The sequence below is a fragment of the Streptomyces sp. NPDC001858 genome (assembly GCF_053594615.1).
The window spans coordinates 197,527-221,735 of sequence record NZ_JBSFEV010000006.1; the positions used below are offsets into that span (position 1 = coordinate 197,527).

The window sequence follows — 24,209 nt, forward strand, 5'->3', positions numbered from 1 at the left end:
GGTTAGAAGTACCCCTCGCGCTTGCGGTCTTCCATCGCGGCCTCGGACATCTTGTCGTCGGCGCGGGTGGCGCCGCGTTCGGTGAGGCGGGAGGCGGCGATCTCGGCGATGACGTCGTCGAGCGTGACGGCGTCGGAGTCGACGGCGCCGGTGCAGGACATGTCGCCGACGGTCCGGTAACGCACGAGGCGCTTCTCCACGGTCTCGCCGTCCTTGGGCCCGCCCCACTCGCCGGCGGTCAGCCACATGCCGGCGCGCTGGAACACCTCCCGCTCGTGCGCGAAGTAGATCTCCGGGAGCTCGATGCCCTCGCGGTCGATGTACTGCCACACGTCGAGCTCGGTCCAGTTGGAGAGCGGAAACACGCGGACGTGTTCGCCGGGTGCGTGGCGTCCGTTGTAGAGGTTCCACAGCTCGGGGCGCTGGCGGCGCGGGTCCCACTGGGAGAACTCGTCGCGCAGCGAGAAGACGCGTTCTTTTGCGCGTGCTTTTTCTTCGTCGCGGCGGCCGCCGCCGAAGACGGCGTCGAACTTCTCGGCCTGGATCTTCTCGGTGAGGGGAAGCGTTTGCAGCGGGTTTCTGGTGCCGTCGGGACGCTCGCGCAGGGTGCCGCGGTCGATGTACTCCTGCACGGAGGCGACGTGCAGGCGCAGCCCGTGGGCGGTGATCACCCGGTCGCGGTAGTCGAGGACCTCGGGGAAGTTGTGCCCGGTGTCCACGTGCAGCAGCGTGAAGGGGATCGCCGCGGGGGCGAACGCCTTCAGCGCCAGGTGCAGCATGACGATGGAGTCCTTGCCGCCGGAGAACAGGATCACCGGGTTCTCGAACTCGCCCGCCACCTCGCGGAAGATGTGCACCGCCTCGGACTCCAGCGAGTCCAGGTGGCTCAGGGCGTACGGGCTGGCCGTGCTGCCCTCCTCGGCCTTGGCGACGGTCGTCGTCATGCCAGTCCCCTCTCGCTGAGCAGCGCGTACACCGACGCCGCGGACTCCTGCACGGTCTGGTCCTGGGACTGGATCCGCAGATCGGGCGACTCGGGCGACTCGTAGGGGTCGTCGACCCCGGTGAGCCCGGTCAGCTCGCCCGCCGCCTGCTTGGCGTACAGACCCTTCACATCACGGACGGAGCACACCTCGACCGGGGTCGCCACGTGCACCTCCAGGTAAGCGGTTCCGCTCTCCTCATGCCGCTTGCGCACGGCCTCACGGCTGTCGGCGTACGGCGCGATCACCGGGACGAGCGCCTTGACGCCGTTACGGGCGAGCAGTTCGGCGAGGAAACCGATGCGCTGCACGTTGGTGTGCCGGTCCTCGCGGCTGAAACCGAGACCGGCGGAGATGAACTCGCGGATCTCGTCGCCGTCGAGCACCTCCACGAGGTGGCCCTCCTCACGCAGCCGGCCGGCCAGCTCGTACGCGATGGTGGTCTTGCCGGCACTCGGCAGACCCGTGAGCCAGACGGTGGCTCCGGTCGTCACGTGGTTCTCCCGGTTCGTAGAAGTGGGGGTGGGGACAGGGGTGTTCGGAGAAGTCGCGGTCATGGCGGTCAGCCGTGCAGCCCGCACTCGGTCTTCGCGCGCCCCGCCCAGCGGCCGGCGCGCGCGTCCTCGCCCTCGAGGACCTGACGGGTGCAGGGGGCACAGCCGACGGACGCGTAACCGTCCATCAACAGGGGGTTGGACAGTACGCCGTGCTCGCTGATGTACGCATCGACGTCGTCCTGCGTCCAGCGGGCGATTGGCGAGATCTTGACCTTCTGCCGCTTGGCGTCCCAGCCGACGACCGCAGTGTTCGCCCGCGTGGGCGACTCGTCGCGCCGCAGGCCGGTGGCCCAGGCGCGGTAGCCCCGCAGTCCCTCCTCCAGCGGCTGCACCTTGCGCAGCTTGCAGCACAGGTCCGGGTCACGATCGTGCAACTTCGGCCCGTACTCGGCGTCCTGCTCGGCGACCGTCCGACGCGGGGTGAGCGTGATGACGTTGACGTCCATCACGGCCTCGACCGCGTCCCGCGTGCCGATGGTCTCGGGGAAGTGGTAACCGGTGTCGAGGAACACGACGTCCACGCCCTTGCGGACGCGGGACGCCAGATGCGCGACCACGGCGTCCTCCATGGAGGACGTCACACAGAACTGCTCTCCGAAGGTGTCCACCGCCCACTGGAGGATCTCCAGGGCGGAGGCCTCCTCCAGGTCGCGGCCCGCCTGCTCGGCCAGCGCTTTCAACTCGTCGGTCGTACGGCCTTCCTGAATGGTCGTCATATGGTGTCCCCTCCCGGTTCGGTGCGCTGAACGCCCCGGGCGAGCAGCCCGAGGAACTTCAGCTGGAATGCGCGGTTGCAGGCCGCGCATTCCCAGGCGCCGTGGCCCTGCTCGTTCGGACGCAGGTCCTCGTCGCCGCAGTAGGGGCAGTAGAAAGGGGCGGCCCGCTCGCTCATGAGAGGGCCTCCTCGCTGGCGCGTGACGCCCAGGCGGCGAACCGCTCGCCGTCCTCGCGCTCGTCCTGGAACCGCTTCAGCACACGTTCCACGTAGTCCGGCAGCTCGTCCGAGGTGACCTTCAGACCACGGACCTTGCGACCGAAACCGGCTTCCAGACCGAGTGCGCCGCCCAGGTGGACCTGGTAGCCCTCGACCTGCTCGCCCCGGTCGTCGAGGACCAGCTGGCCCTTGAGACCGATGTCGGCGACCTGGATCCGGGCGCAGGCGTTCGGGCAGCCGTTGATGTTGATGGTGATCGGCTCGTCGAACTCCGGGATGCGGCGCTCCAGTTCGTCGATCAGGGAGGAGCCGCGCTGCTTGGTCTCGACGATCGCGAGCTTGCAGTACTCGATGCCGGTGCAGGCCATGGTGCCGCGCCGGAACGGGGAGGGCCTGGCGGTCAGGTCCAGCGCTTCGAGCGCCTCGACCAGCGACTCGACCTGCGGCTCCTCGACATCGAGGACGATCATCTTCTGCTCGACGGTGGTACGGACCCGGCCCGAGCCGTGCGCCTCCGCCAGCTCCGCGATCTTCGTCAGGGTCGCGCCGTCGACCCGGCCGACACGCGGTGCGAAACCGATGTAGAAACGGCCGTCCTTCTGGCGGTGCACCCCGACGTGGTCGCGCCAGCGGGCGACCGGCTGGTCCGGGGCCGGGCCGTCGACCAGCTTGCGCTGGAGATAGTCGTCCTCGAGCACCTGGCGGAACTTCTCCGGACCCCAGTCCGCGACGAGGAACTTCAGCCGGGCGCGGGTGCGCAGCCGCCGGTAACCGTGATCACGGAAGATCGAGATGACGCCCTCGTAGACGTCCGGAACCTCGTCCAGCGCCACCCAGGCGCCGAGCCGGACGCCGATCTTGGGGTTGGTGGACAGGCCGCCGCCGACCCACACGTCGAAGCCGGGGCCGTGCTCGGGATGGTTCACACCGACGAACGCGATGTCGTTGATCTCGTGCGCCACGTCCAGCAGCGGCGAGCCGGAGATCGCGGACTTGAACTTGCGCGGCAGATTCGAGAAGGCCTTGTTGCCGATGATCCGCCGCTGGATCTCCTCGATGGCCGGGGAGCCGTCGACGATCTCGTCCTCGGCGATGCCGGCGACGGGCGAGCCGATGACCACGCGGGGGGTGTCACCGCAGGCCTCGGTCGTGGACAGGCCCACCGCTTCGAGGCGGTTCCAGATCTCGGGCACGTCCTCGATGCGGATCCAGTGGTACTGGATGTTCTGCCGGTCGGTGATGTCGGCGGTGCCGCGCGCGAACTCCTGCGAGATCTCGCCGATCACCCGCAGCTGCTCGGTGGTGAGCCGGCCGCCGTCGATGCGCACGCGCAGCATGAAGTACTTGTCGTCCAGCTCCTCCGGCTCCAGGATCGCGGTCTTGCCGCCGTCGATCCCGGGCTTGCGCTGGGTGTAGAGGCCCCACCAGCGCATACGGCCGCGCAGGTCGTTCGGGTCGATCGAGTCGAAGCCGCGCTTCGAGTAGATCGTCTCAATGCGTGTCCGCACATTGAGACCGTCGTCGTCCTTCTTGAACTGTTCGTTGCCGTTGAGCGGGGTGAAGTGTCCGGCTGCCCACTGGCCCTCGCCGCGGTGACGGCTCACCTTGCGGCGGGGAGTCGCGGCGGCAGGGTTCTGCGGGGTGGCGGCCATGGTTAAACGTCCTTCGGGACAGCGACGGGAAGGTGTCGGCGCGTGGCGTCGTCGATGAGGGCGGCGGGTCTGGTGGCAGGAGAGAGGCTCTGACCTGCGCGTGCGGGCGCGCAGCGGGAAACACGTGCGCGTCGTTGCGCAGGAGGGGGCGCTGCGGAGATGTCGGCGGTGCTGGGGCTCGTCAGCTCGCCGGACAGATGGCGCTGGACATGCGGCCGAGGTCGACGTGCCGCCGACTCACCAAGGCAATTCCAGTTCCGGACATGACGAAAGCGTGTCAGGCGATCTGGACCCAGTCCAGCTTCGTCCGTGATGCGGACACCCTTGTCCCGGTATGCGAGACGAGGGTGTCCTCGATCACATGCGCTGCGCGGCCTCTTGTCCACGCAGGTCAGAACGGATAGGAGCAGTGGGTCAGACCGGGAACGCGCCCGGCCAGGGCCCCGGCGCGGACACCTCGGGCTGCTCCTCGACCTCGGTGTCGAACAGCTTGAAACCGCGTCGCTGATAGTTGTCCATCGCGTACTCGCCGTCCAGGCTGCAGGTATGCAGCCACACCCGCTTGGTCGCCGGCAGTCCGGGCCAGCGGTCCGTGAGGTCCCACGCCCGGGCGGCGCCGTACGACAGCAGATGCCCGCCGATACGCCGCCCGCGGAAGGCCGGGAGCAGACCGAAGTAAACGATCTCTACAACACCGTCGTCCTGCGGCTCCAGCTCCACGTACCCGGCCGGCGTGCCCCGGTCGTAGGCGACCCAGGTCTCGACCCCGGGACGCGCCAGATGCTCCTGCCACTGCGCGTACGTCCAGCGCAGCCGGTCGATCCAGCGGACGTCCCCGCCGACGGACGCGTACAGGAACCGGCTGAACTCCGGGGAGGGGGCCTCGGAGCGCACGATCCGCACGTCCCCCTCGGGCGCGACGGCCGGGAGGAGGTCGGTCGGATCGGTCTGCTCCAGGGACCAGGTGGTCACGGGGATGTTGGTCATGCCCGTCAGGGAATCATCTACTTCGTCGTTCTGTCGATCGAGGCCAGGGGCAGCGCGAAGAGCACCCGTCCCGACTGGGTCCAGACCTCGCCGGTCGCCGCCCAGTAGGAAAGGGACTCGGTCTGCGTGCTCCAGCAGCTGTGTGTTTCCTCGCCGCCGCACACCGCGGCGCTCGAACCGTCGGCCTCGCCGTTCTCGTCGCCGTCCGTCGTGCCGACGGTCTGCCGCCACAGCGTCCCGTGCTCGTCCTTCGGGCCGGCGGCGCGGGTCACGTACCAGTCCGAGCCGTACGACAGCACGCCCCGTACACCGGTGACGCTCGTCTCGTACGCCTCCGAGGCCGCCACCTGCCCGGTCGTGCTCGCGGCGAGCAGCCCCCCGCGGCCGGGCAGGGTGCTGAAGGGGTAGCTCCACAGGCGCGCGCCCCGGTCGCCCTCGTCGAGGGTCCACTCCCCGGCCACCAGGCTGTCCGGCACGGTGCTGCGGTCGAGGGAAACGGTTGCGGGATGCGGAGCGTCGGAGTCGTCCCTCAGCTCGTAGGAGCCGATGGCCGGCAGCACGAAGCGGTAACCGTTTGCCGACCAGCCGCCCGGCACCCGGCCGACCGCGTCGTCGGCGACCGTCGCGCGCTGGATGCGGTTCATGTCGTACACATAGAGCGCGGACCGGTCCCCGTCGTCGGCGGTGACCAGCAGCTTGTCCTGGTACCAGACCATCCCGGAGACATGGGAGACCAGCCCCCGGTAGTCGCGGCCGTCGTCGACGGGGACGGCGAGCAGTGCCCAGGTGTAGGAGAGGTGGTTCAGATCGCCCGCGTTCACGAAGCCGACCCGGGCCAGCCCGCGGTCGGCCACCGTGCCCCCGCTGCGCGACCAGCCGGAGAGGATCACCCGGTTCGCGCCCCAGACGCCGTCGTCGTCCGCGTCCCCCGACGTGGTGACCGCGCCGGGCTGCCAGCCGTCGGTGTCGCTCGTGTTCCAGCAGTACGCGCGCGTGGCCACGGGGGAGACCGGCAGAACCTCGCGCTCGGCGGCCGAGCAGTCGATCGCGTCCCGCAGGCTGCGGTCGGCGTCCTCCAGTACCGCACTCACGCCGACGGGTCGGCCCATCCCGGCGGCGAGCCGGTCCAGGGAGGCCTGCGGCACCAGGTTTTCCGTGAGCCGTAGTTTCCCGGTCTCGGACGATGTCGTAAGCGGTTTCAGACCCCCGGGGCCGTCGTCGGTCACCGTCGCCTGGGAAACACTGACCATGGTGGCGGCAGCGGTGAGGGCGAGAGCGGTTCCGGACAGGAACGCCCGCAGTGCCCTGCCTCGCCTGCGCCGGCGATGACGGCCGCGTTGTCTCATTCGCCCTCCCGAGGCGGGCCAACTGCGCCTGATGATCCGTACGTTGACCGAGGAGCAGGTGGGGTGACCCGTAGAGGGATGCTACGGCAGTCGACTGCCGGAGAGGACGAAGACCTCGCAAATATGCGGAAGATAGCGACGGAAGAACTCGGAGGAAGCATTGTTGCTACGGTGCAGACATCCGGTTTCGCGCGACCGCGGGCGCGGTCGAATGAGGCAGCAAACCCTTCGGATCCGCCGGAACGAGCACCTCGACCTCGGCGTCTTCGCAGAAACGATATGGCCGGTGTTCCAGGAGACCCCCGAGATACCGCCGCACCCGGGACATCTCCGCTCGCACCGTCACCGTACGGCCCGAGTCACCGAACACGTCCTCGGCCAGGCCCGCCGCACTGCGGCCGCCCCGGTGCGCCGCCAGCAGATACAGCAACTCGGCATGCCGCGGGCTGAGTTCATGCGACCAGGATCCCGCGTCCCCCGACACGGTCACCGACCAGCGTCTGGGCCGGGTCACGTCCAGCACGATCCGGGTCGCGCCGCGCGCGGGCGGCTCGGCGGCCTCGTCCGCCGACCGCACCAGCCAGCCCCCGGCCAGCGGCTCGATCGAGCACAGTCCGAGCGTCGGCAGCCACCGGCGGCCCGCGGACGGCGACTTGGGCAGCGCGATCCGGTTCGCGTACGGCATCCCGGTCACCGCCGCCGTCCAGCCCTCCCCGTCCACCGCCGCCGCCCGGCCGCCGAGCCGGGCCAGCACCGGCGCCGCCACCGCGCGCAACTGCTCCAGCGAACTCAGGTGCTTCTCACGCAGCCGGGACTCGGCGAGCTTCGCCACCGAGTCCACCCAGGCCAGTGTGGCCGGATGCATCGTCTCCAGCGGTCCGCTGACGTCGACCACACCGATCAGCCGGCCGTTGCGCGGGTCGGTGATCGGTGCGCCCGCGCAGGTCCAGGTCGCGTGCGAGCGTACGAAGTGCTCGGAGGCGAACACCTGTACCGGTCTGCGCACCACCGCCGGCGTGCCCACGCCGTTGGTGCCGACCACGGCCTCACCCCAGTCCGCGCCCAGCTCGAAACCGAGCGAGTCGGCCTTGCGCAGCACCGGGTTGCAGCCCTCGCGCCACAGCACCCGGCCCTCGTCGTCGGCGACGACCATGATGTGGTGAGCGACGTCCGCGACCGACAGCAACCCCTCGCGCAGCACCGGCAACACCTCGCGCAGCGGCGACTCCTCCCGCCGTCGCCGCACCTCGTCGGAGCTGAGCAGCCCCGCTCTGAAATCGTGCTCGGGGTCGACTCCGCTGCGCAGCATGCGCTCCCAGGACTGCTCGATCACGGGCCGCGGCGCGACGCGCGCCCGCTGGCCGGCCAACCGGGCGTCGCGCACCTCGTTGAGGACCCGCGCCGCCCGTGCGGCGTCGACGGCCGCCAGCTGCGGCACGTTCATCGCTGGCATCACCACTGGGCCTCCCGCGGAGCACAGGCGGACAACCTGATGTCAAGCTCCTGCGCCATTTGTTTCCGGTCTTGTCTGAAGGTCTTGCCGAAGGCCCCATCTTGCCGCCCACACATGCCGGAGGGGCATAGTCCCGTCACAACCGCCGACAAGTTGCAACCCCCTGCAACCCTGGTGAACATCCACAGGCTGTTTGAAACTTGAGTCAAGCCGTCCCGAGCGGCGATTCTGGCCTCGCAGGGCCATTGCGGCGGGGGTGGTGCCGTGTCGGCGCAGCACCACCCCCGCTTCCTGCCGTAACAGGTTTCTGCAGATCCCTGCAGGTCACAGTGGTCACGGCCGAGGATCGGCCCGTTCGACGATCGCCGCCAGGTCCAGACTGTGCGGCAGCGTCCCGAAGGCCAGACCACCGTCCCCGCCCAGCCGCGAGGCGCAGAACGCGTCGGCCACCTCCGGCGGCGCGAATCGTACGAGCAGCGCCCCCTGGAGCACCAGGGCGAACCGCTCCGCCAGCCGCCGGGCCCGGCCCTCGACCCCGTCCAGATCGGCCAGCTCCGTCAGCAAGCCCTTGATCGCCCCGTCCAGCCGGTGGTCCGCCCCACGCGCCCGCCCCACCTCCTGGAGATAGGCGTTGAGCGCCTGCGGCTCCCGCTGCAACGCCCGCAGCACATCCAGCGCCTGGACGTTGCCCGCTCCCTCCCAGACCGAGTTCAGCGGCGACTCCCGCACCAGCCGGGGCATCCCCGACTCCTCCACGTAACCGTTTCCCCCCAGGCACTCCGACGCCTCCACCGCCACCGGCGCACAGCGCTTCGTCACCCAGTACTTGGCCACCGGAACCGCGATCCGCAGCAGCGCCCGTTCCTGCTCGCTCCCGTCGTCGTAGGCCGCCGCGAGCCGCAACGCGAGCGTGGTCGCCGCCTCCGACTCCAGCGCGAGATCTGCCAGAACATTGCGCATCAACGGCTTGTCGACGAGCTTTCCGCCGAACGCCGCACGGTAGGTGCAGTGGTGGATCGCCTGCGCCACCGCCTGCCGCATCAGCCCCGCCGACCCCACCACACAGTCCAGCCTGGTCGCCGCCACCATGTCGATGATGGTGCGCACCCCGCGCCCCTCCTCACCGACCCGGCGCGCCCATGTCCCGTCGAACTCGACCTCCGCCGAGGCGTTGGAACGGTTTCCCAGCTTCTCCTTCAGCCGCTGGAGGCGGAAAACGTTACGGGTACCGTCTTCGAGAACGCGCGGCACGAGGAAACACGTGAGCCCGCCGGCGCCCTTCAGCCCGGCCGCCTGAGCCAGCACCAGGAAACCGTCCGACATGGGAGCCGAACAGAACCACTTGTGCCCGGTCAGCTCGTAGGCGCCGTCCTCGGCGAGGGGAGTGGCTTGTGTCGTGTTCGCCCGTACGTCGCTGCCACCCTGTTTCTCCGTCATCGCCATCCCGAACAGCGCCCCGGCCTTCAGCGGGGCCGGCCGCAGCACACGGTCGTAGACCGTGGACGTCAGCCGGGGCTCCCACTGGGCGGCCAGCTCCGGATCGGCGCGCAGCGCGGGCACCGCCGCGTGCGTCATCGACAGCGGACAGCAGTTGCCCGCGTCGACCTGCGTCCACACCAGGAAACCCGCCGCCCGGCGCAGATGCCCGCCCGGCCGTCCCCAGGCATCCGTCAGATGTGCCCCGACGCCCTTGCCGAGCAGCCGGTGCCACGCCGGATGGAAGTCGACCTCGTCGATGCGATGCCCGTAACGGTCGTGCGTGCGCAGACTCGGCGGGTGCTGGTCCGCCTGCACCGCCCACTCCTGCACCTGCGCGGATCCGGCCGCCCACCCGAGCTCCGACAGCTCGCCGCGCGCCTCGACGAGCAGCTCCGGATCCAGGTGCCGTTGCACGGCATCCACCAGCGCCCGGTCGGCGCCGTAGACGTCGTACCCGGTCAGGGGCGGGGGCTGGTTGGTCACGGTGTGCGTGCTGCCTGCCATAGCCCGAACCTACCCTCGGGTACGGCGGTCATGGCCATCCGGAGCCAGCGCGCCGCTCCCCGACCCGGTGAAGCAGTGCGGCCGAAGGTGAGTGCAGCCCCGAACGGCGGATACCTTTAAGGCGTGCAGCCAGCAAGTCACTCACCCGAGCAACCCGGGAGCCCCACCGGGCGTCTCCACCGGGCGCGTGCCCTTTACCGGAACGTCTCCAAGCGCCGGACCGCCTGGTTGCTGGTGAAGGACACGGTCAACTCCTGCATCGAGTACCGCATCCTCGGACTCGCCGCAGAAGCCGCTTTCTTCACGTTGCTGTCCGTGCCCCCGCTGCTGCTCAGCCTCATCGGCCTGCTCGGCTACGTCGACGACTGGACCGGCACCGACACCATCACCAGCCTGGAGTCCAATCTCCTCGACGCCTCGCGCAGGGTCCTGTCCGACAAAGGCGTGAGCCAGATCGCCCAGCCGATCCTCGACGACGTCATGAAGGGCGGCCGCCCCGACGTCATCTCCATCGGTTTCCTGTTCGCACTGTGGTCCGGATCGCGCGCGGTGAACGTTTTCATCGACACCATCACCGTGATGTACGGCCTCGACGGCGTGCGCGGCATCGTCAAGACACGGTTGGTGGCGTTCCTGCTCTTCATCGCGGCATTGCTGATCGGCTCGGTGGCGCTGCCGCTGATGGTGGCTGGGCCGGACGCGGTGGTGCGGATCCTGCCCTGGTCGACGACCGTGGTGCAGGTCCTGTACTGGCCGGTCGTGATCATCCTGTCCATCGCGTTTCTGACCACGCTCTACCACGTTTCCGTACCCGTGCGCTCCCCTTGGATCGAGGACGTGCCCGGAGCGCTCGTCGCCCTCGCCATGTGGGTGCTCGGCAGTTTCCTGCTGCGCATCTACCTGACGAACACCATCGAGGGCGCGTCCATCTACGGCTCCCTCGCCGCCGCCGTCGCCGTGATGCTCTGGATCGGCGTGTCCGCCTTCGCCGTGCTCGTGGGCGCCGCCGTCAACGCCGCGATCGACCGGGTCTGGCCGGCCGCCGCCACGGCCGCGGCCCGCGCCGCCAACGAACGGCTGCGGGAGGAGGAGGCCGCGGAGTACGTCGCCCGTATGGCCGCCGCCCGCTCCCACGAGGACGACGACCCGGACGACCCCGACATGCCGTCCGAGTACCCGGAGCGATGGTCCCGGTTCCTTCCGCCGGAGGACGTGACGGGACGATTCCGGACGCAGGTGAAGAGCTCCCCGAAAGGAAACGGTGCGAACGGGGAGGAACACCCCCGAGAGCAGTGAGCCTTGAGGGGCGCGAGCCCGTGCGATCGGCCCTCGGAGGGGGAGCCCGTGCGATCGAGCCCTAGGAGTGGGAGCCCGGGAGGGGCGTGACCCCCGGAGGGCGGGACCCCGGGAGGGCGTGACCCTGGGCGGCCGTGACCCCGGGACGCGGGGGTTACGCCGTCCAGACGCCCGCCGCCGCCGCGTCCCTCGCGAACTCCGCGAAGTCGCGCGGTTCGCGTCCGAGCACCTCCTGGACGCCTTCGGAGAGGTAGGCGTTGCGCCCGTCGAGGAGCGAGTCGAACAGCTCCACCAGGAACGCGACCTCCTCCGGCGGCACGCCGAACCCGGCCAGCTGCTCGCCGTACTGACGCGCCGACACCGGCGTGTACGTGAGCGCACGCCCGGTGGCCCGACCGACTTCGGTAACCGCTTCCCGAAACGTCAGCAGCCGTGGCCCGGACACGTCCAACGTCTTCCCCACGTACAGATCGCCCGTAGTAAGCGTCTTCACGACCACATCGGCGACATCCCGCAGGTCGACGAACGGCTCGCGCACCTCCCCACCCGGAAACACCAGCTCACCGCTCTGCCGCAGCTCCTCCACCAGTGGCCCCTCACTGAAGTTCTGCGCGAACCACGAAGCACGGACGACCGTCCAGTCGGCGCCCGACGCACGCAGCGCATCCTCGGTCGGCAGCGCCCGTTCCTCGCCCCGCGACGACAGCAGCACCAGCCGCCGCACCCCGAGCGCGACCGCCTCCCGGGCCAGCCGACCGACGGCGCCCGCCGCGTCCGGGGCTCCCACGTCCGTCGGATACACCAGGTACGCCGCGCCGGCGCCGCACAGGACGTCCGACCATGTCGAACTGTCGTACCAGTCGAAGCCCTGCGCCCGCGAGGCCGCCCGCACCGTGAGCCCGGCCGCCTCGGCGGCCCGCGCCACCCGGCCGCCCGTACGACCGGACGCGCCCGTCACCACCACGGTCGTCCGCTGCACCGTCGTCCGCGGCGCGGCTGTCGTCTTTGCGGACTTCCCTGCCGTCTCGTTTGCTGTTTTGTTTGCCGTCTTGTCTGTCGTGTTCTGTGCCGTGTTCTGTGTCATGAATCCAGTCAAGTGCGGTGCGCCGCCCGCTCCCATCGCTGAACGGCTCATTCCCATAAGCGCGCGTCTACGCTGGCCACATGGACGCTCCTCCACGCTCGGACATGCTCACGCGGGGGGACCCCCTGGCAGGCCTTCTGGAGGGTCCACGCGCGCGTGGCGCCCTCATGATCCGTGCCTGCTTCGACCCGCCGTGGGGCGTGCGGGTCGAGGACCGCGCCCCGCTGACGGTGATGCTCATGGTGCGCGGCGAGGGATGGGTCGTGCCGGACGGGGCGGACGGCGTCCCGCTGCGGGCCGGCGACCTCGCCATCGCCCGCGGCCCCGGGCCCTACACCTGCGCCGACGCCCCGGGCACGCCCCCGCAGGCGCTGATCCTCCCGGGCGGACAGTGCGCGTACCCCGACGGGCGCCTGCTGAACGGCTCCATGGACCTGGGCGTCCGCACCTGGGGTGACCGCCTCGACGGATCCACGGTCGTCCTCATCGGCACGTACCTGATGCAGGGCGAGATCAACGGTCGACTGCTCGACGCGCTGCCCCCGCTGCTGTCTCTCACCTCCGACGTCTGGCGGTGCCCGCTCACCCCACTGCTGATGGAGGAGATCGTCCGCGACGAACCCGGCCAGGAGGTCGTCCTGGACCGGATGCTGGACCTCCTGGTCATCGCCGCGCTGCGAGCCTGGTTCTCCCGCCCGGAGGCGGCGGCGCCGGCCTGGTACCAGGCGCTGGCCGACCCGGTCGTCGGCCGCGTCCTGCGCCTCGTCCAGGACGACCCGGCGTACGCCTGGACCGTCGCGTCGCTCGCCGCCAAGGCCGGCGTCTCCCGGGCGGCGCTGGCCCGCCGCTTCACCGACCTCGTGGGCGAGCCCCCGATGACCTACCTCACCGGCTGGCGCCTCGCCCTCGCTGCGGACCGACTGCGTGACACGCAGGACACGATCGGCGCGATCGCCCGCCAGGTCGGGTACGGAAGCGCGTTCGCGCTGTCCAGCGCCTTCAAGCGGGTGTACGGGATCAGCCCGCAGGAACACCGGACGCGGGTGCCCTAGGGACGACTGCGGCTCGGCCGCGGCGTGCCGACACTGTGGCGGGTGTGGCATGCGTGGCAAGTGTGGCGGGTGTGGCCGCGGGATGAGTCGGGCTCGCGGCCGCGGAAGCGCGATGACCCTGAGGGGCTCGCGGTAAGCGGTTTCATGGCTGTTCTCGGGCGTAGGGGGCGCCGGGGGTGTAGGGGGGCGCGGTGGGGGAGTGCGGGAGGGGTGCGCGAGGGCGTGGGTAACGGGAGGAAATCGGTTACCGGTCGCAGAGCAGGTGCTGTCGCGGTGCCGTCGCCTCGTCGGGTGCCCGGCCTCGTCGCCGGTGGGCGGGGACGGGCGCGGATCCGCACCGGTGCACCGTTTCCGGCGGCGTAGGCTGGCAGATGTGTATGAGGAGAGGGCCTCCTCCCGGCTGGCCGGGGCGGTGCTGTGGACGAACACGCCGTCGTCGGCGCCTGGCACGCGTCCTGCGTTTCCCGTGTTGCCCGACGGCTGCATGGACCTGCTGTGGAGCGAGGGCAGGCTGCTGGTCGCCGGACCGGACACCCGGCCCTACGTCCCTGCCGGACCGCCCGTGCCCTGGGCGGGCATCCGCCTCTTCCCCGGCACCGCGCCCGCCCTCCTCGGCGTACCGGCCCATGAACTGCGCGACCGCCGTGTCGAGTTGGCAGATCTGTGGCCCGTGTCGGACGTACGGCGACTGAGCGATCGGATCGCCACGGGAGCGCACCCGACGACGGCGCTGGAGTCGCTCGCAGTGGAGCGGTCGCCCGATCCTGACCCCGCACTGCGTCGCCTAGTCACCGCCCTCGCCGCCGGCCGCCCGGTAGCCACCACGGCCGATGAACTCGGTCTAGGGGAACGGCAGTTGCACCGCCGCTCCCTGGCCGCCTTCGGTTACGGCCCCAAGACGCTGGCCCGGATCCTGCGCCTGCAACGTGCTCTCGTGCTGGCTCGGGCCGGTGTGCCGTACGCGGATACGGCGGCCCGGGCCGGCTACGCCGACCAGGCCCATCTCTCCCGGGACGTACGGGAGTTCACGGGCCTGACGCTGCGCGAGCTGTTGCGCTGACAGGGCGGTCGGCCGACTGTCAGGCCGGTCTGCCGACCGACGGGCGTGGTCTACGGGGGCTGCGCTGACCGAACCCGTCGGAGGCAGGCAGGACCGAACCTACGGGGCCGGCGGGCGGGCGGACGGACACTTCCCGGTGCAGGGGCGGACCCGCCGCGCCGGTGGCGGCGTCTACTGGGCCAGCGGCGCGAACAGGTCGACACCGTTGCCGTCAGGGTCGTGCACGACGGCGTACCGCTGGCCCCAGAAGGCGTCCCAGGGCTTCAGCTCGCCGTGGTGACCGGCGCTCAGCAGCGCCTCGTAGACCGTGTCGACCTCGCCCGGTGTGTCGCAGCGTAGCGCGAGCGAGGTCCTGCCGCCCGCGGACGGCGGCTGCCACTCTGGGAGGAACGAACGGACCGTGTCCTCGGTGTCCAGCAACAGCCGTAGCCCTCCGGGGAGTTCGGCCTCGGAGTGCGGCTGCCCCTCGGTACCCTCGGGGAAGGTGAAACCGAGCCGACGGTAGAAGGAGACGGAGGCGGCCATGTCGGAGACGACCAGGCCGATGGCATCGAATCGTGGACTCATGCGGCCACCGTAGGTACAGCCGGTGCGGCCGGTCTTGAAGGAAACGGACACGTCCGGCGCCGGAAAACCGTTCCCCATGTGTTTCCGGCGCGTGCCAGGGTGGTCCGATGGACATCCTTGGCCGTCGTGAGCTCCTGAGCTGGCAGTTCGACCTGACCTGGTCCCTCTTCGAGTACCACCTCGACCGCCTGGAACCGGAGGACTTCCTCTGGGAGCCCGCCGCGCACACCTGGACTCTCCACCCGGACGGCGCCGGAGGGTGGAGACCCGACTGGGCGGACACGGAACCCGACCCTGTCCCCGTCCCGACCGTCGGTTGGGTGAGCTGGCACCTCGCTTGGTGGCTGGGCACCGCCACCGACCACCTCCTCGGCCGCCCGCCCCGAGAGCGCGCCGACATCCGCTGGCCGGGGGCGGGCGAGCCGGCCGTCACCTGGCTGCGCGATCTGCGCGAGGAGTGGACCGCCGCCGTCGCGGAACTCTCCGACGCCGACCTCGACCGGACCGCACCGTTTCCCTGGCCGAACGACCCCGAGCACACCGTGACCCACCTGCTTGCGTGGGCCAACGCCGAGCTGATGAAGAACGTGGCCGAGCTGGGACAGCTGCGCCTGCTGAGGGCGGCTTCCCAGGTCAGTCGAACGTAACGGGGCCGTTGGGCGTGTCCACGGTGAACGAGAAGGCGGCCGGTCCCTCGGTGAGCGTGAGGTCGGTGCCCAGGGCGGTCAGCACGGGGCGGATCTCGTCGGGCGCCGGGGCGGTGGCGGTCAGCTCCAACAGCCGGACGACGGGCAGGTCCGACGCCGAAGGATGGGGGGTCGCGCCCCAGTCGATGAGGAAGGGCACCAGACCGGACGGGTGCGGTGAGCCGCCGTCCGTGAGCCGCCACCGGAGCAGCGTGCCGTCAGGACGACGCCGGCTCATCTCCCGTACATCGCCGGTGTCGTAGCCCCGCGACCGGGCGGCCGCCACCGTCGCGTCCAGGTCGGGCGGACTGATCGCCCAGCTGACCGTCCGCTCCGACGTGAGCGCATCCGTCCCGAAGGGACGGGCCTGGGGAGGCGTCGGCTGCTCCGGATCCGGGCCGATGATCTCCAGATAGGCGCCATGACCCAGTCCGACCAGGTGGTTACGGGTTCCGAGCCCGACGTGCACTCCTCCGAGCGCCGGGGCCACTCCCGTGCGCCGGGTGAACTCGGCGACCGTCGTCGCCAGATCGGGCGTTGCGACGACGATGTGATCGAGGCGTGCGGGAATGGTGTTCATCCCACCTGAGCCTACGCGCCCCGGTTCGCGTGGCCGCTGATCCTTGAGCTCCACATCGACTGCAGAAACTCTAGGAAAGCGGTGTATCCGACTCGAACTCAACGCCATTGAGAAACTCAACGCCACTGAGCGGGCGTTCGGTATCTCCCGGCGCTGGTGTGCACCGCTGATGTGCACCGCTGGGCTGGCGCGCCTGAGAGGGCGAAATTTTCGCTTGATCGCATCCCTGGGACTCGAACTTCCGTCCGTCTAGGCTCGTTCCCATGTTCGATCGCCTGCTCGTGTACACCCGCACCACCGCCTACCGCCACGAGTCCATCCCGGACGCCGTCGCTGCGGTGCGCGCTCTGGGCGAGTTCGCCGTGGATCACACCGAGGATCCGGCCGCCCTGGAGGCCTCGTTGGACGGGTACGCGGCCGTGCTCTTCCTCTCCACGAGCGGTGAGGTGTTGACCCCGGCCGGACGCCGACGGCTCGCCGAATACGTCGAGGCGGGCGGCGGTTTCGCAGGAGTGCACGCGGCTGCCTGCACGGAGTACGACTGGCCGTACTACGGCGAACTCCTGGGCGCCCGCTTCGCCCGCCATCCCCAGTACCAGCCTGGCAAGGCGGTGATCGAGGACCGCGACCACCCCGCCACCCGCTCTCTGCCGACCGTCTGGGACTTCACCGACGAGTGGTACGACTTCCGCGCCAACCCGCGAGGGCAGGTACGCGTCCTCGCCGTCGCCGACGAGTCGTCGTACGAGGGTGGAGAAATGGGTGCTGACCACCCCCTGGTGTGGTGCCGTGAGCAGGGGCAGGGACGCGTTTTCTACACAGCTCTCGGCCACGCCGCCGAGGCCTACCGGGACCCCGACTTCCTTGCGCATCTGCGGGGCGGGATCACCTGGGCGGCCGGAGTACGAGACTGAGGACCGGAGCCCAGTGACGTTCGCGTGCACGCGACGCCGTTGGGTGGGTGGGTGTGAAGTGGGCGCGACCGTCAGCGTTGCGGTGGTGGCGCTGTGCTCTGCCGCTGCACGAGACGCGTCGACAACTCCGTCCGCGTTCCTTCCGGACGTTCCCCGTCCATCATTCGCACCAGCAGCCGGAGGGCCGTCGCCGCCATCTCGGCGAGCGGCTGACGGACGGTGGTGAGGGCGGGAGTGGTCCAGCGGGACTCCGGCAGATCGTCGAAACCGACCACGCTGACGTCGTCTGGAACCCTCAACCCCCGTTCTGACAAGGCCTGGTAGACCCCGAGGGCCATGCGGTCGGAGCAGACGAAGACGGCCGTCGGCGGCACGGGAAGGTCGAGCAGTTCGACCATGCGGCGGTGGGCGACGGACTCGTCGAAGCCGCCGTTGCGGAGGTATTCGGGGCGGTGCGCCAGCCCGGCGGAGGCCAGCGCAGAGCGGTAGCCGGCGACGCGGGCGCTGCTGCACATCTTGCGGCGCGGTCCGGCGATCACGGCGATGCGTTCGTGACCGAGGGCCAGCAGGTGCTCGGTCGCCGTCACCCCGCCCTGCCAGTTCGCCGCGCCCACCGACACCACCCCGGGCGGTGGCTCGACCACGGGGTCGATCATCACGAAAGGGGTGCGGTGCTGCTCCAGCCAGGCGTACTGAGAGTCCGTCAACTCCGTTAGATTGAACAGGACTCCGGCCGAACCACGCACGGTCAGTTTGTCCAGCCATCCGCGTTGCGGGCGGCCGACGCGGGTGCGGGACAGGGCCGCCGAGACGACCACATCCAGACCTGCGTCGTGCGCCGCCTCCTCCACGCCGTGCAGCACAGCTCCAGACCAGGAACTGTCCAGCGAGTGCACGACGAGGTCGACCAACCGGGGCGGCTTCGTCGCGTCGAAGCGCGGTCTGCGCACGTACCCGAGCCGGTCCAGTGCCTCCGTGACCCGGCGTCGGGTCTCGGGAGCGACGTCCTCGCGGCCGTTGACCACCTTGGAGGCGGTCGGTACGGACACCCCCGCCTCGCGGGCCACGACTGCCAGGGTAGGCCCGGCCGTCACGCTCGCACTCGCCGTACGCACCATCGGGAACCACCTCTCCGGCCCGCCCGAGGGCCAGCGAAAGTTCGACCAGCGCACTTTCGGAGCCGATCCGGAAACAGGACGGCTCGCAGAAAGCGCTTGCTATCCTAGGTGCGACTCAGCGTGACGTGAAGACACCGGGAAACGCGAGATCACGAACGCCTGAACTTTCGAAACTCCGAACAGATGGGATGGCCGGACGAGGATGGGCCGGGCCGCCTCTGTATGGAAGCTGGTGCGGGCGGGCCGTCACCGGGGGCGGCCGATCCGGGAAACCGGCGGTTCGGGTGTGGTCGTGGGCAGTGGCGGCAGTGGCGGCAGTGGCGGCGGGGGCCGCCGGTTGGCAGCTGCCAGCCGCCGGTTGTCGGTCGCCGCGAGGGTGGCGAGTCGGTGCGGGCGTTTCCGGAGGGCATGAGCAGTTCGGTTCTATGTCGGCGTGCAGCTCAACCGGAAGTCCCGGAAGTCCGCGGTGAAGGATGCGTCGACCAAGTCACGAGCGTGGTTCCCGCCAGGGTGCCGGTGAAGCGCAGCCGCCCGCCGTGGTCGTCCGACAGTCGACCGGTGTCCAGGGGCCGACCGACCGGTATGCGCACACCTTCGCGCATGTACCAGAAATCCGTCGCACCCCCGAGCCCCAGTCCGGACTGTTGGGTGCGGAACAGGGACTGGTAGACGGCGTAGCCGATCGGCACCAGATACAGAAGCACGAAGCCGAGCTGGAACGGTACCGTGAACGCGGCGCCCTTCCAACGCAGGGAGGGAACCATCGGTCGAGCCTCAGCCTTCGACGCTGATGCCGCGGGACTTCAGGTCGTTGACCGTCCACTCCTGCATGTGTGCCAGCAGATCCGTGACTTTCTGGTCCTTGTTGACGACCTTGGCCCAACCGGCCTGCAGCTCGGTGAACATGGCCTTCCAGTCGGGGCCGAAGGTCCAGTCGGCGGTAACCGTTTTCAGGCTGCCCTTCACGATCTGCTGGGCGGGTTCGTAGTTCGCGCCGAGCAGCTTGTCGGAGATCGCCTCGCCGACGTACGCGTTACTGTCGGCCAGTGCCGGCATCACACCGTTGCCCGTGGTCGGGCTGGCCATCGTCTTGACCGCGCCGCTGTCGGTGGACATCCACAGCGCCGCTTCCGCCGCCTGTTGCTGGTTCTTTCACTCCTTGGTCACCAGGGTCACGCCAGTGCTCTGGTTGGTGCCCGCCGGGGTCTTGGCCGCCTCGCCCGCGAACGTCGGCCAGGGCGTGAGCGCCCACTTGCCGAAGGACTTGGTGAAGTTCTGCACCATGCCGGCCATCTGCCACGTGGAGATCTGCCGAGTGGCGGTGCCGCCGTTGTCGTAGTTGCGCTGCACGGCGGCGTAGTCGGCGAACGAGAGCGTTGAGTTGAGATCGTTGTCGATGATCTCCTGGATCACCTTCGCGGCCTTGAGCGTTCCGTCGTCCTGGAAATTCACTTTCCAGGAGTTTCCGTCGATGGCGTACCAGTGAGCGCCCGCCTGCATGGCGAGCACTTCCAGCGTGCTGGGATCCTCACCGGCATAGTTGGTGATCTTGATGTCGTGCTTCTTGAGCTCCTTGCCGGCGGCTATGAAGTCGTTCCAGGTCTTGGGAGCCTTCAGGCCGTACTGGGCGAAGAGGTCGGTGCGGTAGATGGTGAAGGCGGGCGCCGAACTGGTCGGCACACCGTAGACCTTGCCCTGCACCTGTCCGGCGGCCCAGGCACCGGTGTTGAACTTGTCCTTGCTCGATTCGACATACTTCGTGATGTCGGCGAGTGCGCCTTGGGCAACCCAACTGGTCACGTATTCAGCGCTGTTCTGCACGAGGCAGGGCGCGTTGCCCGCCTTGACCGCGTTGGTGAGCTGTTTTGCATCGTCAACTGGTCGATGACCTTTGTGTACTTCAGCTGAATGTCCTTGTGGGAGGCGTTGAACGCCTTGACGACCGCCTCTTGTCCGTTGGCCCAGCCCCAGCAGGGAAGGGTGACCGGGCCGGACGCAGAGGTGTCCCCGTCGTCCGACCCGCCGCAGGCTGAGAGCAGACACCTGTCAGCGCTAGGCCGGCTGCGGCAGCGCGGGCGAACCTTCTCCTGGAGCTGCTCGAGTTCATCTGACGGTGATCCTTCGGAGAGTGGGCGTCTCGGAATGAGAGAGCGCGGCTCGGTACTGGCCGGGAACGGCGGGCGAGAGGGCCGGACGACGTCGGCGAAGCAGAAGTGGTAGTAACCGGTTGCTGCGACGTTAGGCCGGAGGCTCCGGCCATATCTAGTGCCGTGCAGGAAAATGTTGCTTCGCGGTGATGGGGCGGTGCCGCGCCGCCGGGGTGACTGCGGCCGCAGCTGCCCACATAGGGGCAGGTCAGGGAAGTCCATCCGCCAACTGATGAGGCGTGCTGCCAGGCCTCCGGGGAGGCCCGCAACCACGGAAGCAGGAGGGGAAAACGTTTACGAAACTAGATCGACGGACCGGTCTCAGACGGCGTCGCGGCTCACCGGGACCGCTTCGGCGGCCGTACCGAGTCCCGTACGACGACATGGGTGCCCAGCACCAGGTGCTCGGCGTCCGTGCCCTTGCGTCGGCCGGCTGCTCCGGGACCCTCCCGACGGTCGGCCACCGCGCGCAGGGCGACCCGGCCCATCTCCTCGTACGGCACGTGCACCGTGGTCAGTTGGGGGGTGAGCTGGGAAGCCAGCGGGATGTCGTCATAGCCCGTGATCGAGACGTCGTCCGGCACCCTCAGGCCCGCCGCGCGTACCGCCTGCATCGCACCCGCGGCGACGATGTCGGTCCCGGCGAGCACAGCAGTGAAGTCCGGCGTCTCGTGCAGGGCCGCCTCCACCGCCGCATACCCGTGCTCGTCGTCGTACGGACCGTGCCGCACCAGCCCCGGGTCGAACGGCACCCCGTACGCCTCGAAAGCCCGGCGCGCTCCCTTCAACCTGCCCTGAGCTGTGGTGAGTCGGGCGGGCCCGGGCAGTACCAGGACGCGCCGATGCCCCGCCGAGAGCAGGTGGCTGGCCATGGCATAGGCGCCCGATTCGTTGTCGTAGTCGACCGTGGTGGCCGGGACGTCGCCGCTCAGCGGCGGCCTGCCGACCAGGACCAGATGCGAGCCGGCCGCGTCCAGGGAACGAGCGAAGCGGGCCATGCGCAGCTGGTACTCGTCGTAGTCGTAGGCGCCGCCGAGCAGCACCACGGCGGCGACGCCCTGCTGACGCATCAGGTTGACCAGGGCGAGCTCACGTTCGGGGTCGTCGCCGGTGGTGCCGACGAGCGACAGCCAGCCGCGCAGCGTGGCCGCGCCCTCAACCCCCTTCGCCACGTGGGCGAACGCTGCGCCGGTGATGTTGTTGATCAGTATCGCCACGGTCGGGGTGCCGCCACCGGCCAGGGAACGGGCGTGCGCGTTGGTGACGTAGTCGAGGTCGCGGACAGCCCGCATCACGTTGCTGCGCAACTCGTCCGAGACCGGGTAGTTGCCCGACAGGACTCGGGAAACGCTTGCTACGGATACGTCCGCGCGTTTCGCCACGTCCCGGATGGTCGCCCGACCGCCTTTATCAGTCGTCCTGCGCTGACTCACGTTGCGGCTCCTTCACCGTCGTCGGTGCCGTTGTGGGGCACCTCGGAGGCCACGGTTGCGGACATCGTCGTGGCCTGATCACCGGACTGGCGAGGCCTGGCCCCGCGTCGGTGCGGGAACCGTATCCCAATGTTCTTCCAGGTGGATCGGCCTGTGGATAACCCTCACGACGGCCGACCAGAGCGACGCGGACACCGGAATGGAGGTGCACATCAGGCCAGTCTGGCAAGGTCGGCGTGCCGTACTTCATGAGTGAGAGGCAGCCCTTCGGCCAGCCGCTCCAGCTCGTCGACGACGATGCGGCCGAGGCGCTCCAACTCGTTGCCGAGGGATCCGGCGATGTGAGGAGTGAGGAAGACGTTCGGCAACCGGTACAGCGGGGAGTCCGCGGGCAACGGCTCGGGTTCGGTTACGTCGAGAATCGCCTGCAGCCTGCCGGAAACCAGTTCCTCGGTGAGCGCTGCGTGGTCGACCAGAGCGCCCCGGGAGGTGTTGATGAGCACGCCGCCGTCACGGATCAGGGCGAGCCGGGCTCGGTTGAGCATGTGGTGGGTCTCCGGGATGTCCGGCGCGTGCAGACTGACGATGTCGCTGCGCCGGAGTAGATCCTCCAGGGAGAGCAACTGCGCGCCGAGATCGGCGGCTTCGGCTGTGTCCACGTACGGGTCGTGGAGGAGGACCTCGAAGTCGTACGGGCGCAGCAGTTCCAGGAGGCGGCGCCCGACACGTGAGGCGCCGATGACTCCGATCCGACGGCCGAGGTTGCCGATGGACGCGGTTTCGGCCGCTGTCGGCTGGGCGTGGGTGCGACGGAAACGCTCACGGTGGACGAACGTGTCCTTCCCCGCGAGCAGGATCATCGCGAGGGTGTACTCGGCGACAGGCAGGGCGTTGCCGGTAACGGCGCTGGAGACGGTTACCCCCCGGCTCCACACAGCCTCGCCGACCAGCGGGCGGACCGAGCCGGCGGCGTGCAGAACCGTGTGCAGCCGGGGTGCCGAAGCGAGCGCACCTGCATCGAGGCGGGGGCAGCCCCAGCCGGTGATCAGGACCTCGGCGTCGGCCAGCGCCGGCGCGGCGGTGGGATCGGAGAAATCCTGCACGACGAGCGCTGGGTCGATCTCGGCCGTTCGCTGTAGCCGGGCCACGAGCGGCGCGGGGAACAGCAGGGGTAGATGCACCGGATCCATGGCGAACACGGCCCTGGGCAACTGGGCGCTGGGCATGACTCTCCTGAGGTGCGTGGGAAACATTTTCTGAAAGCGTCTTCTACCGTAGATCTGGCGTGGAGGCATGGTCAATCGATCGGAGCGATCGCTGGGGCGGAAGCGCTGTCCGGGCGGATTCCGGGGTAACTATGCGCTTCCGTAGGGCCGTTTAGCTGGTGATGCGGGTAGGTCTCGTCGCAGACGGACACTGGCGAAACCTGCTTCCGGGCTTCTGGGTGTGCGGGCTCGTTGGAGAGAGAGGTCCAGGCGTGGGTAAGTGGGGGCGACAACCGGTTGCTGCCCGTTTCCTCGAAAAGCGGTTCTCGGTCACCCGACCCTCGTGGCCCGATCCGGTCGGAGGTTTCGAGGCTCGGGATTCGGTCTCGCTGGTCTTATTTCCGCAGGTCAGATGGATGCCATTGGAGTCCGGCAGGCGAGTCGCGGGCAGCTGTGTAACGCATCCGGGCCACGCACAGAGTTTTCGAAAGTCCGCCAGGATCCTTGACGGGTTACCTGGAGCGGAAGAAGCTCTGGCCACCTGGTCGTAGCAACCGGTTCCTACCTGTTACTACAGCGGCTTCCGCGATCCGTCGGGCTCGCGTCCCTTAGTCCGGAAACGCTCCAGCCCCGAAACAGATGGCGAGGCCCGATGCGCTCCCATGTCCGTGCTCCACCAGCGGTCGCCGTTTCCTCGCTCTCGCGGCCGGCGGCGCAGTGGCCAGTTCGGCGGCGCTCAACGGGTGCGCGCTGCAGGTCTCGACCGGAGTGAGCGGGCCGGGCGAGGCTGTCACTCTGATGGTCAAGCCCTACGACATCTCGCCGGGACTGATCAAGGCTCTGCCTGGGTCGGCTTCGGCTTCGCCCTGCTGGATGCGCCCGGCAGGAAAACGCTGTTCGGCATCCTGGTCAGCTCGATGATGCTGCCCCAACCCATCGCCCTGCATGGCTGCGGCTACACCGGTGTCTTCTGGCGGATCTTCCCACCGCAGTCATGGCCGGTGTTCTCCGTAAGTCCCGTGATCGCCTTCACCTGGATGTGGGGTGACTGCATCGCGCCCCAACTCCTGCTTTCCGCCGACCGGTCCACTCTCGCCGTCGCCGCAATGTCCACGTACGTCAACCCCGCGGGCACCCCGCCACCAGCTTCCGGGCCGCAGCCTCGGTGATGT

At 69.4% G+C, this 24,209-nt stretch carries 22 protein-coding genes and 2 pseudogenes; 6 read left to right on the forward strand and 18 right to left on the reverse strand.

The features are described from left to right. Nucleotides 1-2: 2 nt before the first annotated feature. The 10 genes from cysD to ACWCPF_RS11290 form a co-directional block, all read right to left on the reverse strand. Nucleotides 3-944, reverse strand: coding sequence for a sulfate adenylyltransferase subunit CysD (gene cysD / locus ACWCPF_RS11245; protein WP_451044730.1), 942 nt, complete (start codon nucleotides 942-944; stop codon nucleotides 3-5). Further along, nucleotides 941-1,477: an adenylyl-sulfate kinase gene (cysC, locus tag ACWCPF_RS11250; RefSeq protein ID WP_451044731.1), complete on the reverse strand. Its 537-nt coding sequence runs from the start codon at nucleotides 1,475-1,477 to the stop codon at nucleotides 941-943. The genes cysD and cysC overlap by 4 nt, the downstream gene beginning before the upstream one ends. A gap of 68 nt (nucleotides 1,478-1,545) precedes the next feature. Then, entirely contained in the window at nucleotides 1,546-2,256 is a 711-nt protein-coding gene (locus ACWCPF_RS11255; RefSeq protein ID WP_451044732.1) for a phosphoadenylyl-sulfate reductase, read from the reverse strand. After that, nucleotides 2,253-2,432 carry a hypothetical protein gene (locus ACWCPF_RS11260; protein WP_451044733.1) on the reverse strand — a complete coding sequence of 60 codons (180 nt, stop codon included), beginning with the start codon at nucleotides 2,430-2,432 and terminating at the stop codon, nucleotides 2,253-2,255. Before ACWCPF_RS11260 ends, ACWCPF_RS11255 begins: the two co-directional genes overlap by 4 nt. Beyond that, a complete protein-coding gene (locus tag ACWCPF_RS11265) occupies nucleotides 2,429-4,126 on the reverse strand; it encodes a nitrite/sulfite reductase (protein ID WP_451044734.1) in 1,698 nt (565 codons plus the stop codon). The genes ACWCPF_RS11260 and ACWCPF_RS11265 overlap by 4 nt, the downstream gene beginning before the upstream one ends. A gap of 181 nt (nucleotides 4,127-4,307) precedes the next feature. Next, nucleotides 4,308-4,391 carry a putative leader peptide gene (locus ACWCPF_RS11270; RefSeq protein ID WP_309486338.1) on the reverse strand — a complete coding sequence of 28 codons (84 nt, stop codon included), beginning with the start codon at nucleotides 4,389-4,391 and terminating at the stop codon, nucleotides 4,308-4,310. Nucleotides 4,392-4,540: 149 nt separating this feature from the next. Then, entirely contained in the window at nucleotides 4,541-5,113 is a 573-nt protein-coding gene (locus ACWCPF_RS11275) for a GNAT family N-acetyltransferase (RefSeq protein WP_451044735.1), read from the reverse strand. A gap of 17 nt (nucleotides 5,114-5,130) precedes the next feature. After that, entirely contained in the window at nucleotides 5,131-6,459 is a 1,329-nt protein-coding gene (locus ACWCPF_RS11280) for a hypothetical protein (protein ID WP_451044736.1), read from the reverse strand. 166 nt (nucleotides 6,460-6,625) lie between these two features. Continuing rightward, a complete protein-coding gene (locus ACWCPF_RS11285) occupies nucleotides 6,626-7,903 on the reverse strand; it encodes a GAF domain-containing protein (RefSeq protein ID WP_451044737.1) in 1,278 nt (425 codons plus the stop codon). Between the two features lie 342 nt (nucleotides 7,904-8,245). Then, on the reverse strand, nucleotides 8,246-9,895 hold the full coding sequence (locus ACWCPF_RS11290; RefSeq protein ID WP_451044738.1) for an acyl-CoA dehydrogenase family protein: 1,650 nt from the start codon (nucleotides 9,893-9,895) through the stop codon (nucleotides 8,246-8,248). Nucleotides 9,896-10,018: 123 nt separating this feature from the next. On the opposite strand from ACWCPF_RS11290, the gene ACWCPF_RS11295 reads away from it, so the two are divergent. Continuing rightward, the gene (locus ACWCPF_RS11295) at nucleotides 10,019-11,191 is read left to right on the forward strand and encodes a YihY/virulence factor BrkB family protein (RefSeq protein WP_451044739.1); all 1,173 of its coding nucleotides are present in this window, start codon (nucleotides 10,019-10,021) and stop codon (nucleotides 11,189-11,191) included. Between the two features lie 154 nt (nucleotides 11,192-11,345). Here the strand turns inward: ACWCPF_RS11295 and ACWCPF_RS11300 are convergent, their stop codons facing one another. Continuing rightward, nucleotides 11,346-12,275, reverse strand: a complete 930-nt coding sequence (locus tag ACWCPF_RS11300) for an NmrA family transcriptional regulator (protein ID WP_451044740.1) — start codon at nucleotides 12,273-12,275, stop codon at nucleotides 11,346-11,348. A gap of 104 nt (nucleotides 12,276-12,379) precedes the next feature. Between ACWCPF_RS11300 and ACWCPF_RS11305 the strand changes: the two genes are divergently transcribed. Then, nucleotides 12,380-13,327 carry an AraC family transcriptional regulator gene (locus ACWCPF_RS11305; protein ID WP_451044878.1) on the forward strand — a complete coding sequence of 316 codons (948 nt, stop codon included), beginning with the start codon at nucleotides 12,380-12,382 and terminating at the stop codon, nucleotides 13,325-13,327. Nucleotides 13,328-13,700: 373 nt separating this feature from the next. Next, complete coding sequence (locus tag ACWCPF_RS11310) at nucleotides 13,701-14,387, forward strand: helix-turn-helix domain-containing protein (RefSeq protein ID WP_451044741.1); 687 nt, start codon at nucleotides 13,701-13,703, stop codon at nucleotides 14,385-14,387. 171 nt (nucleotides 14,388-14,558) lie between these two features. Here ACWCPF_RS11310 and ACWCPF_RS11315 read toward each other — a convergent pair whose 3' ends face one another. Beyond that, nucleotides 14,559-14,954: a VOC family protein gene (locus ACWCPF_RS11315; protein ID WP_451044742.1), complete on the reverse strand. Its 396-nt coding sequence runs from the start codon at nucleotides 14,952-14,954 to the stop codon at nucleotides 14,559-14,561. Nucleotides 14,955-15,061: 107 nt separating this feature from the next. Between ACWCPF_RS11315 and ACWCPF_RS11320 the strand changes: the two genes are divergently transcribed. Beyond that, nucleotides 15,062-15,601: a DinB family protein gene (locus ACWCPF_RS11320; RefSeq protein ID WP_451044743.1), complete on the forward strand. Its 540-nt coding sequence runs from the start codon at nucleotides 15,062-15,064 to the stop codon at nucleotides 15,599-15,601. Here the strand turns inward: ACWCPF_RS11320 and ACWCPF_RS11325 are convergent. Continuing rightward, nucleotides 15,588-16,220 carry a VOC family protein gene (locus tag ACWCPF_RS11325; protein ID WP_451044744.1) on the reverse strand — a complete coding sequence of 211 codons (633 nt, stop codon included), beginning with the start codon at nucleotides 16,218-16,220 and terminating at the stop codon, nucleotides 15,588-15,590. The genes ACWCPF_RS11320 and ACWCPF_RS11325 overlap by 14 nt on opposite strands. A 263-nt stretch (nucleotides 16,221-16,483) precedes the next feature. Between ACWCPF_RS11325 and ACWCPF_RS11330 the strand changes: the two genes are divergently transcribed. Next, nucleotides 16,484-17,134 (forward strand): ThuA domain-containing protein, encoded by a 651-nt coding sequence (locus ACWCPF_RS11330; RefSeq protein ID WP_451044745.1) that lies wholly within the window; start codon nucleotides 16,484-16,486, stop codon nucleotides 17,132-17,134. A gap of 71 nt (nucleotides 17,135-17,205) precedes the next feature. Here the strand turns inward: ACWCPF_RS11330 and ACWCPF_RS11335 are convergent, their stop codons facing one another. The 5 genes and pseudogenes from ACWCPF_RS11335 to ACWCPF_RS11355 all read right to left on the reverse strand — a co-directional run bounded on the left by ACWCPF_RS11335 (nucleotide 17,206) and on the right by ACWCPF_RS11355 (nucleotide 23,058). Then, on the reverse strand, nucleotides 17,206-18,252 hold the full coding sequence (locus ACWCPF_RS11335; protein ID WP_451044746.1) for a LacI family DNA-binding transcriptional regulator: 1,047 nt from the start codon (nucleotides 18,250-18,252) through the stop codon (nucleotides 17,206-17,208). Nucleotides 18,253-18,863: 611 nt separating this feature from the next. After that, nucleotides 18,864-19,016 (reverse strand): annotated as a pseudogene (locus ACWCPF_RS11340) (sugar ABC transporter permease); the annotation flags it as partial. A 10-nt stretch (nucleotides 19,017-19,026) separates the two neighbouring features. Further along, nucleotides 19,027-20,359, reverse strand: a pseudogene (locus ACWCPF_RS11345) (ABC transporter substrate-binding protein). 378 nt (nucleotides 20,360-20,737) lie between these two features. Then, complete coding sequence (locus tag ACWCPF_RS11350) at nucleotides 20,738-21,781, reverse strand: LacI family DNA-binding transcriptional regulator (RefSeq protein ID WP_451044747.1); 1,044 nt, start codon at nucleotides 21,779-21,781, stop codon at nucleotides 20,738-20,740. Between the two features lie 263 nt (nucleotides 21,782-22,044). Continuing rightward, nucleotides 22,045-23,058 (reverse strand): hydroxyacid dehydrogenase, encoded by a 1,014-nt coding sequence (locus tag ACWCPF_RS11355; RefSeq protein WP_451044748.1) that lies wholly within the window; start codon nucleotides 23,056-23,058, stop codon nucleotides 22,045-22,047. A gap of 896 nt (nucleotides 23,059-23,954) precedes the next feature. On the opposite strand from ACWCPF_RS11355, the gene ACWCPF_RS11360 reads away from it, so the two are divergent. Continuing rightward, entirely contained in the window at nucleotides 23,955-24,206 is a 252-nt protein-coding gene (locus tag ACWCPF_RS11360) for a hypothetical protein (RefSeq protein WP_451044749.1), read from the forward strand. The last annotated feature ends 3 nt before the right edge of the window (nucleotides 24,207-24,209 follow it).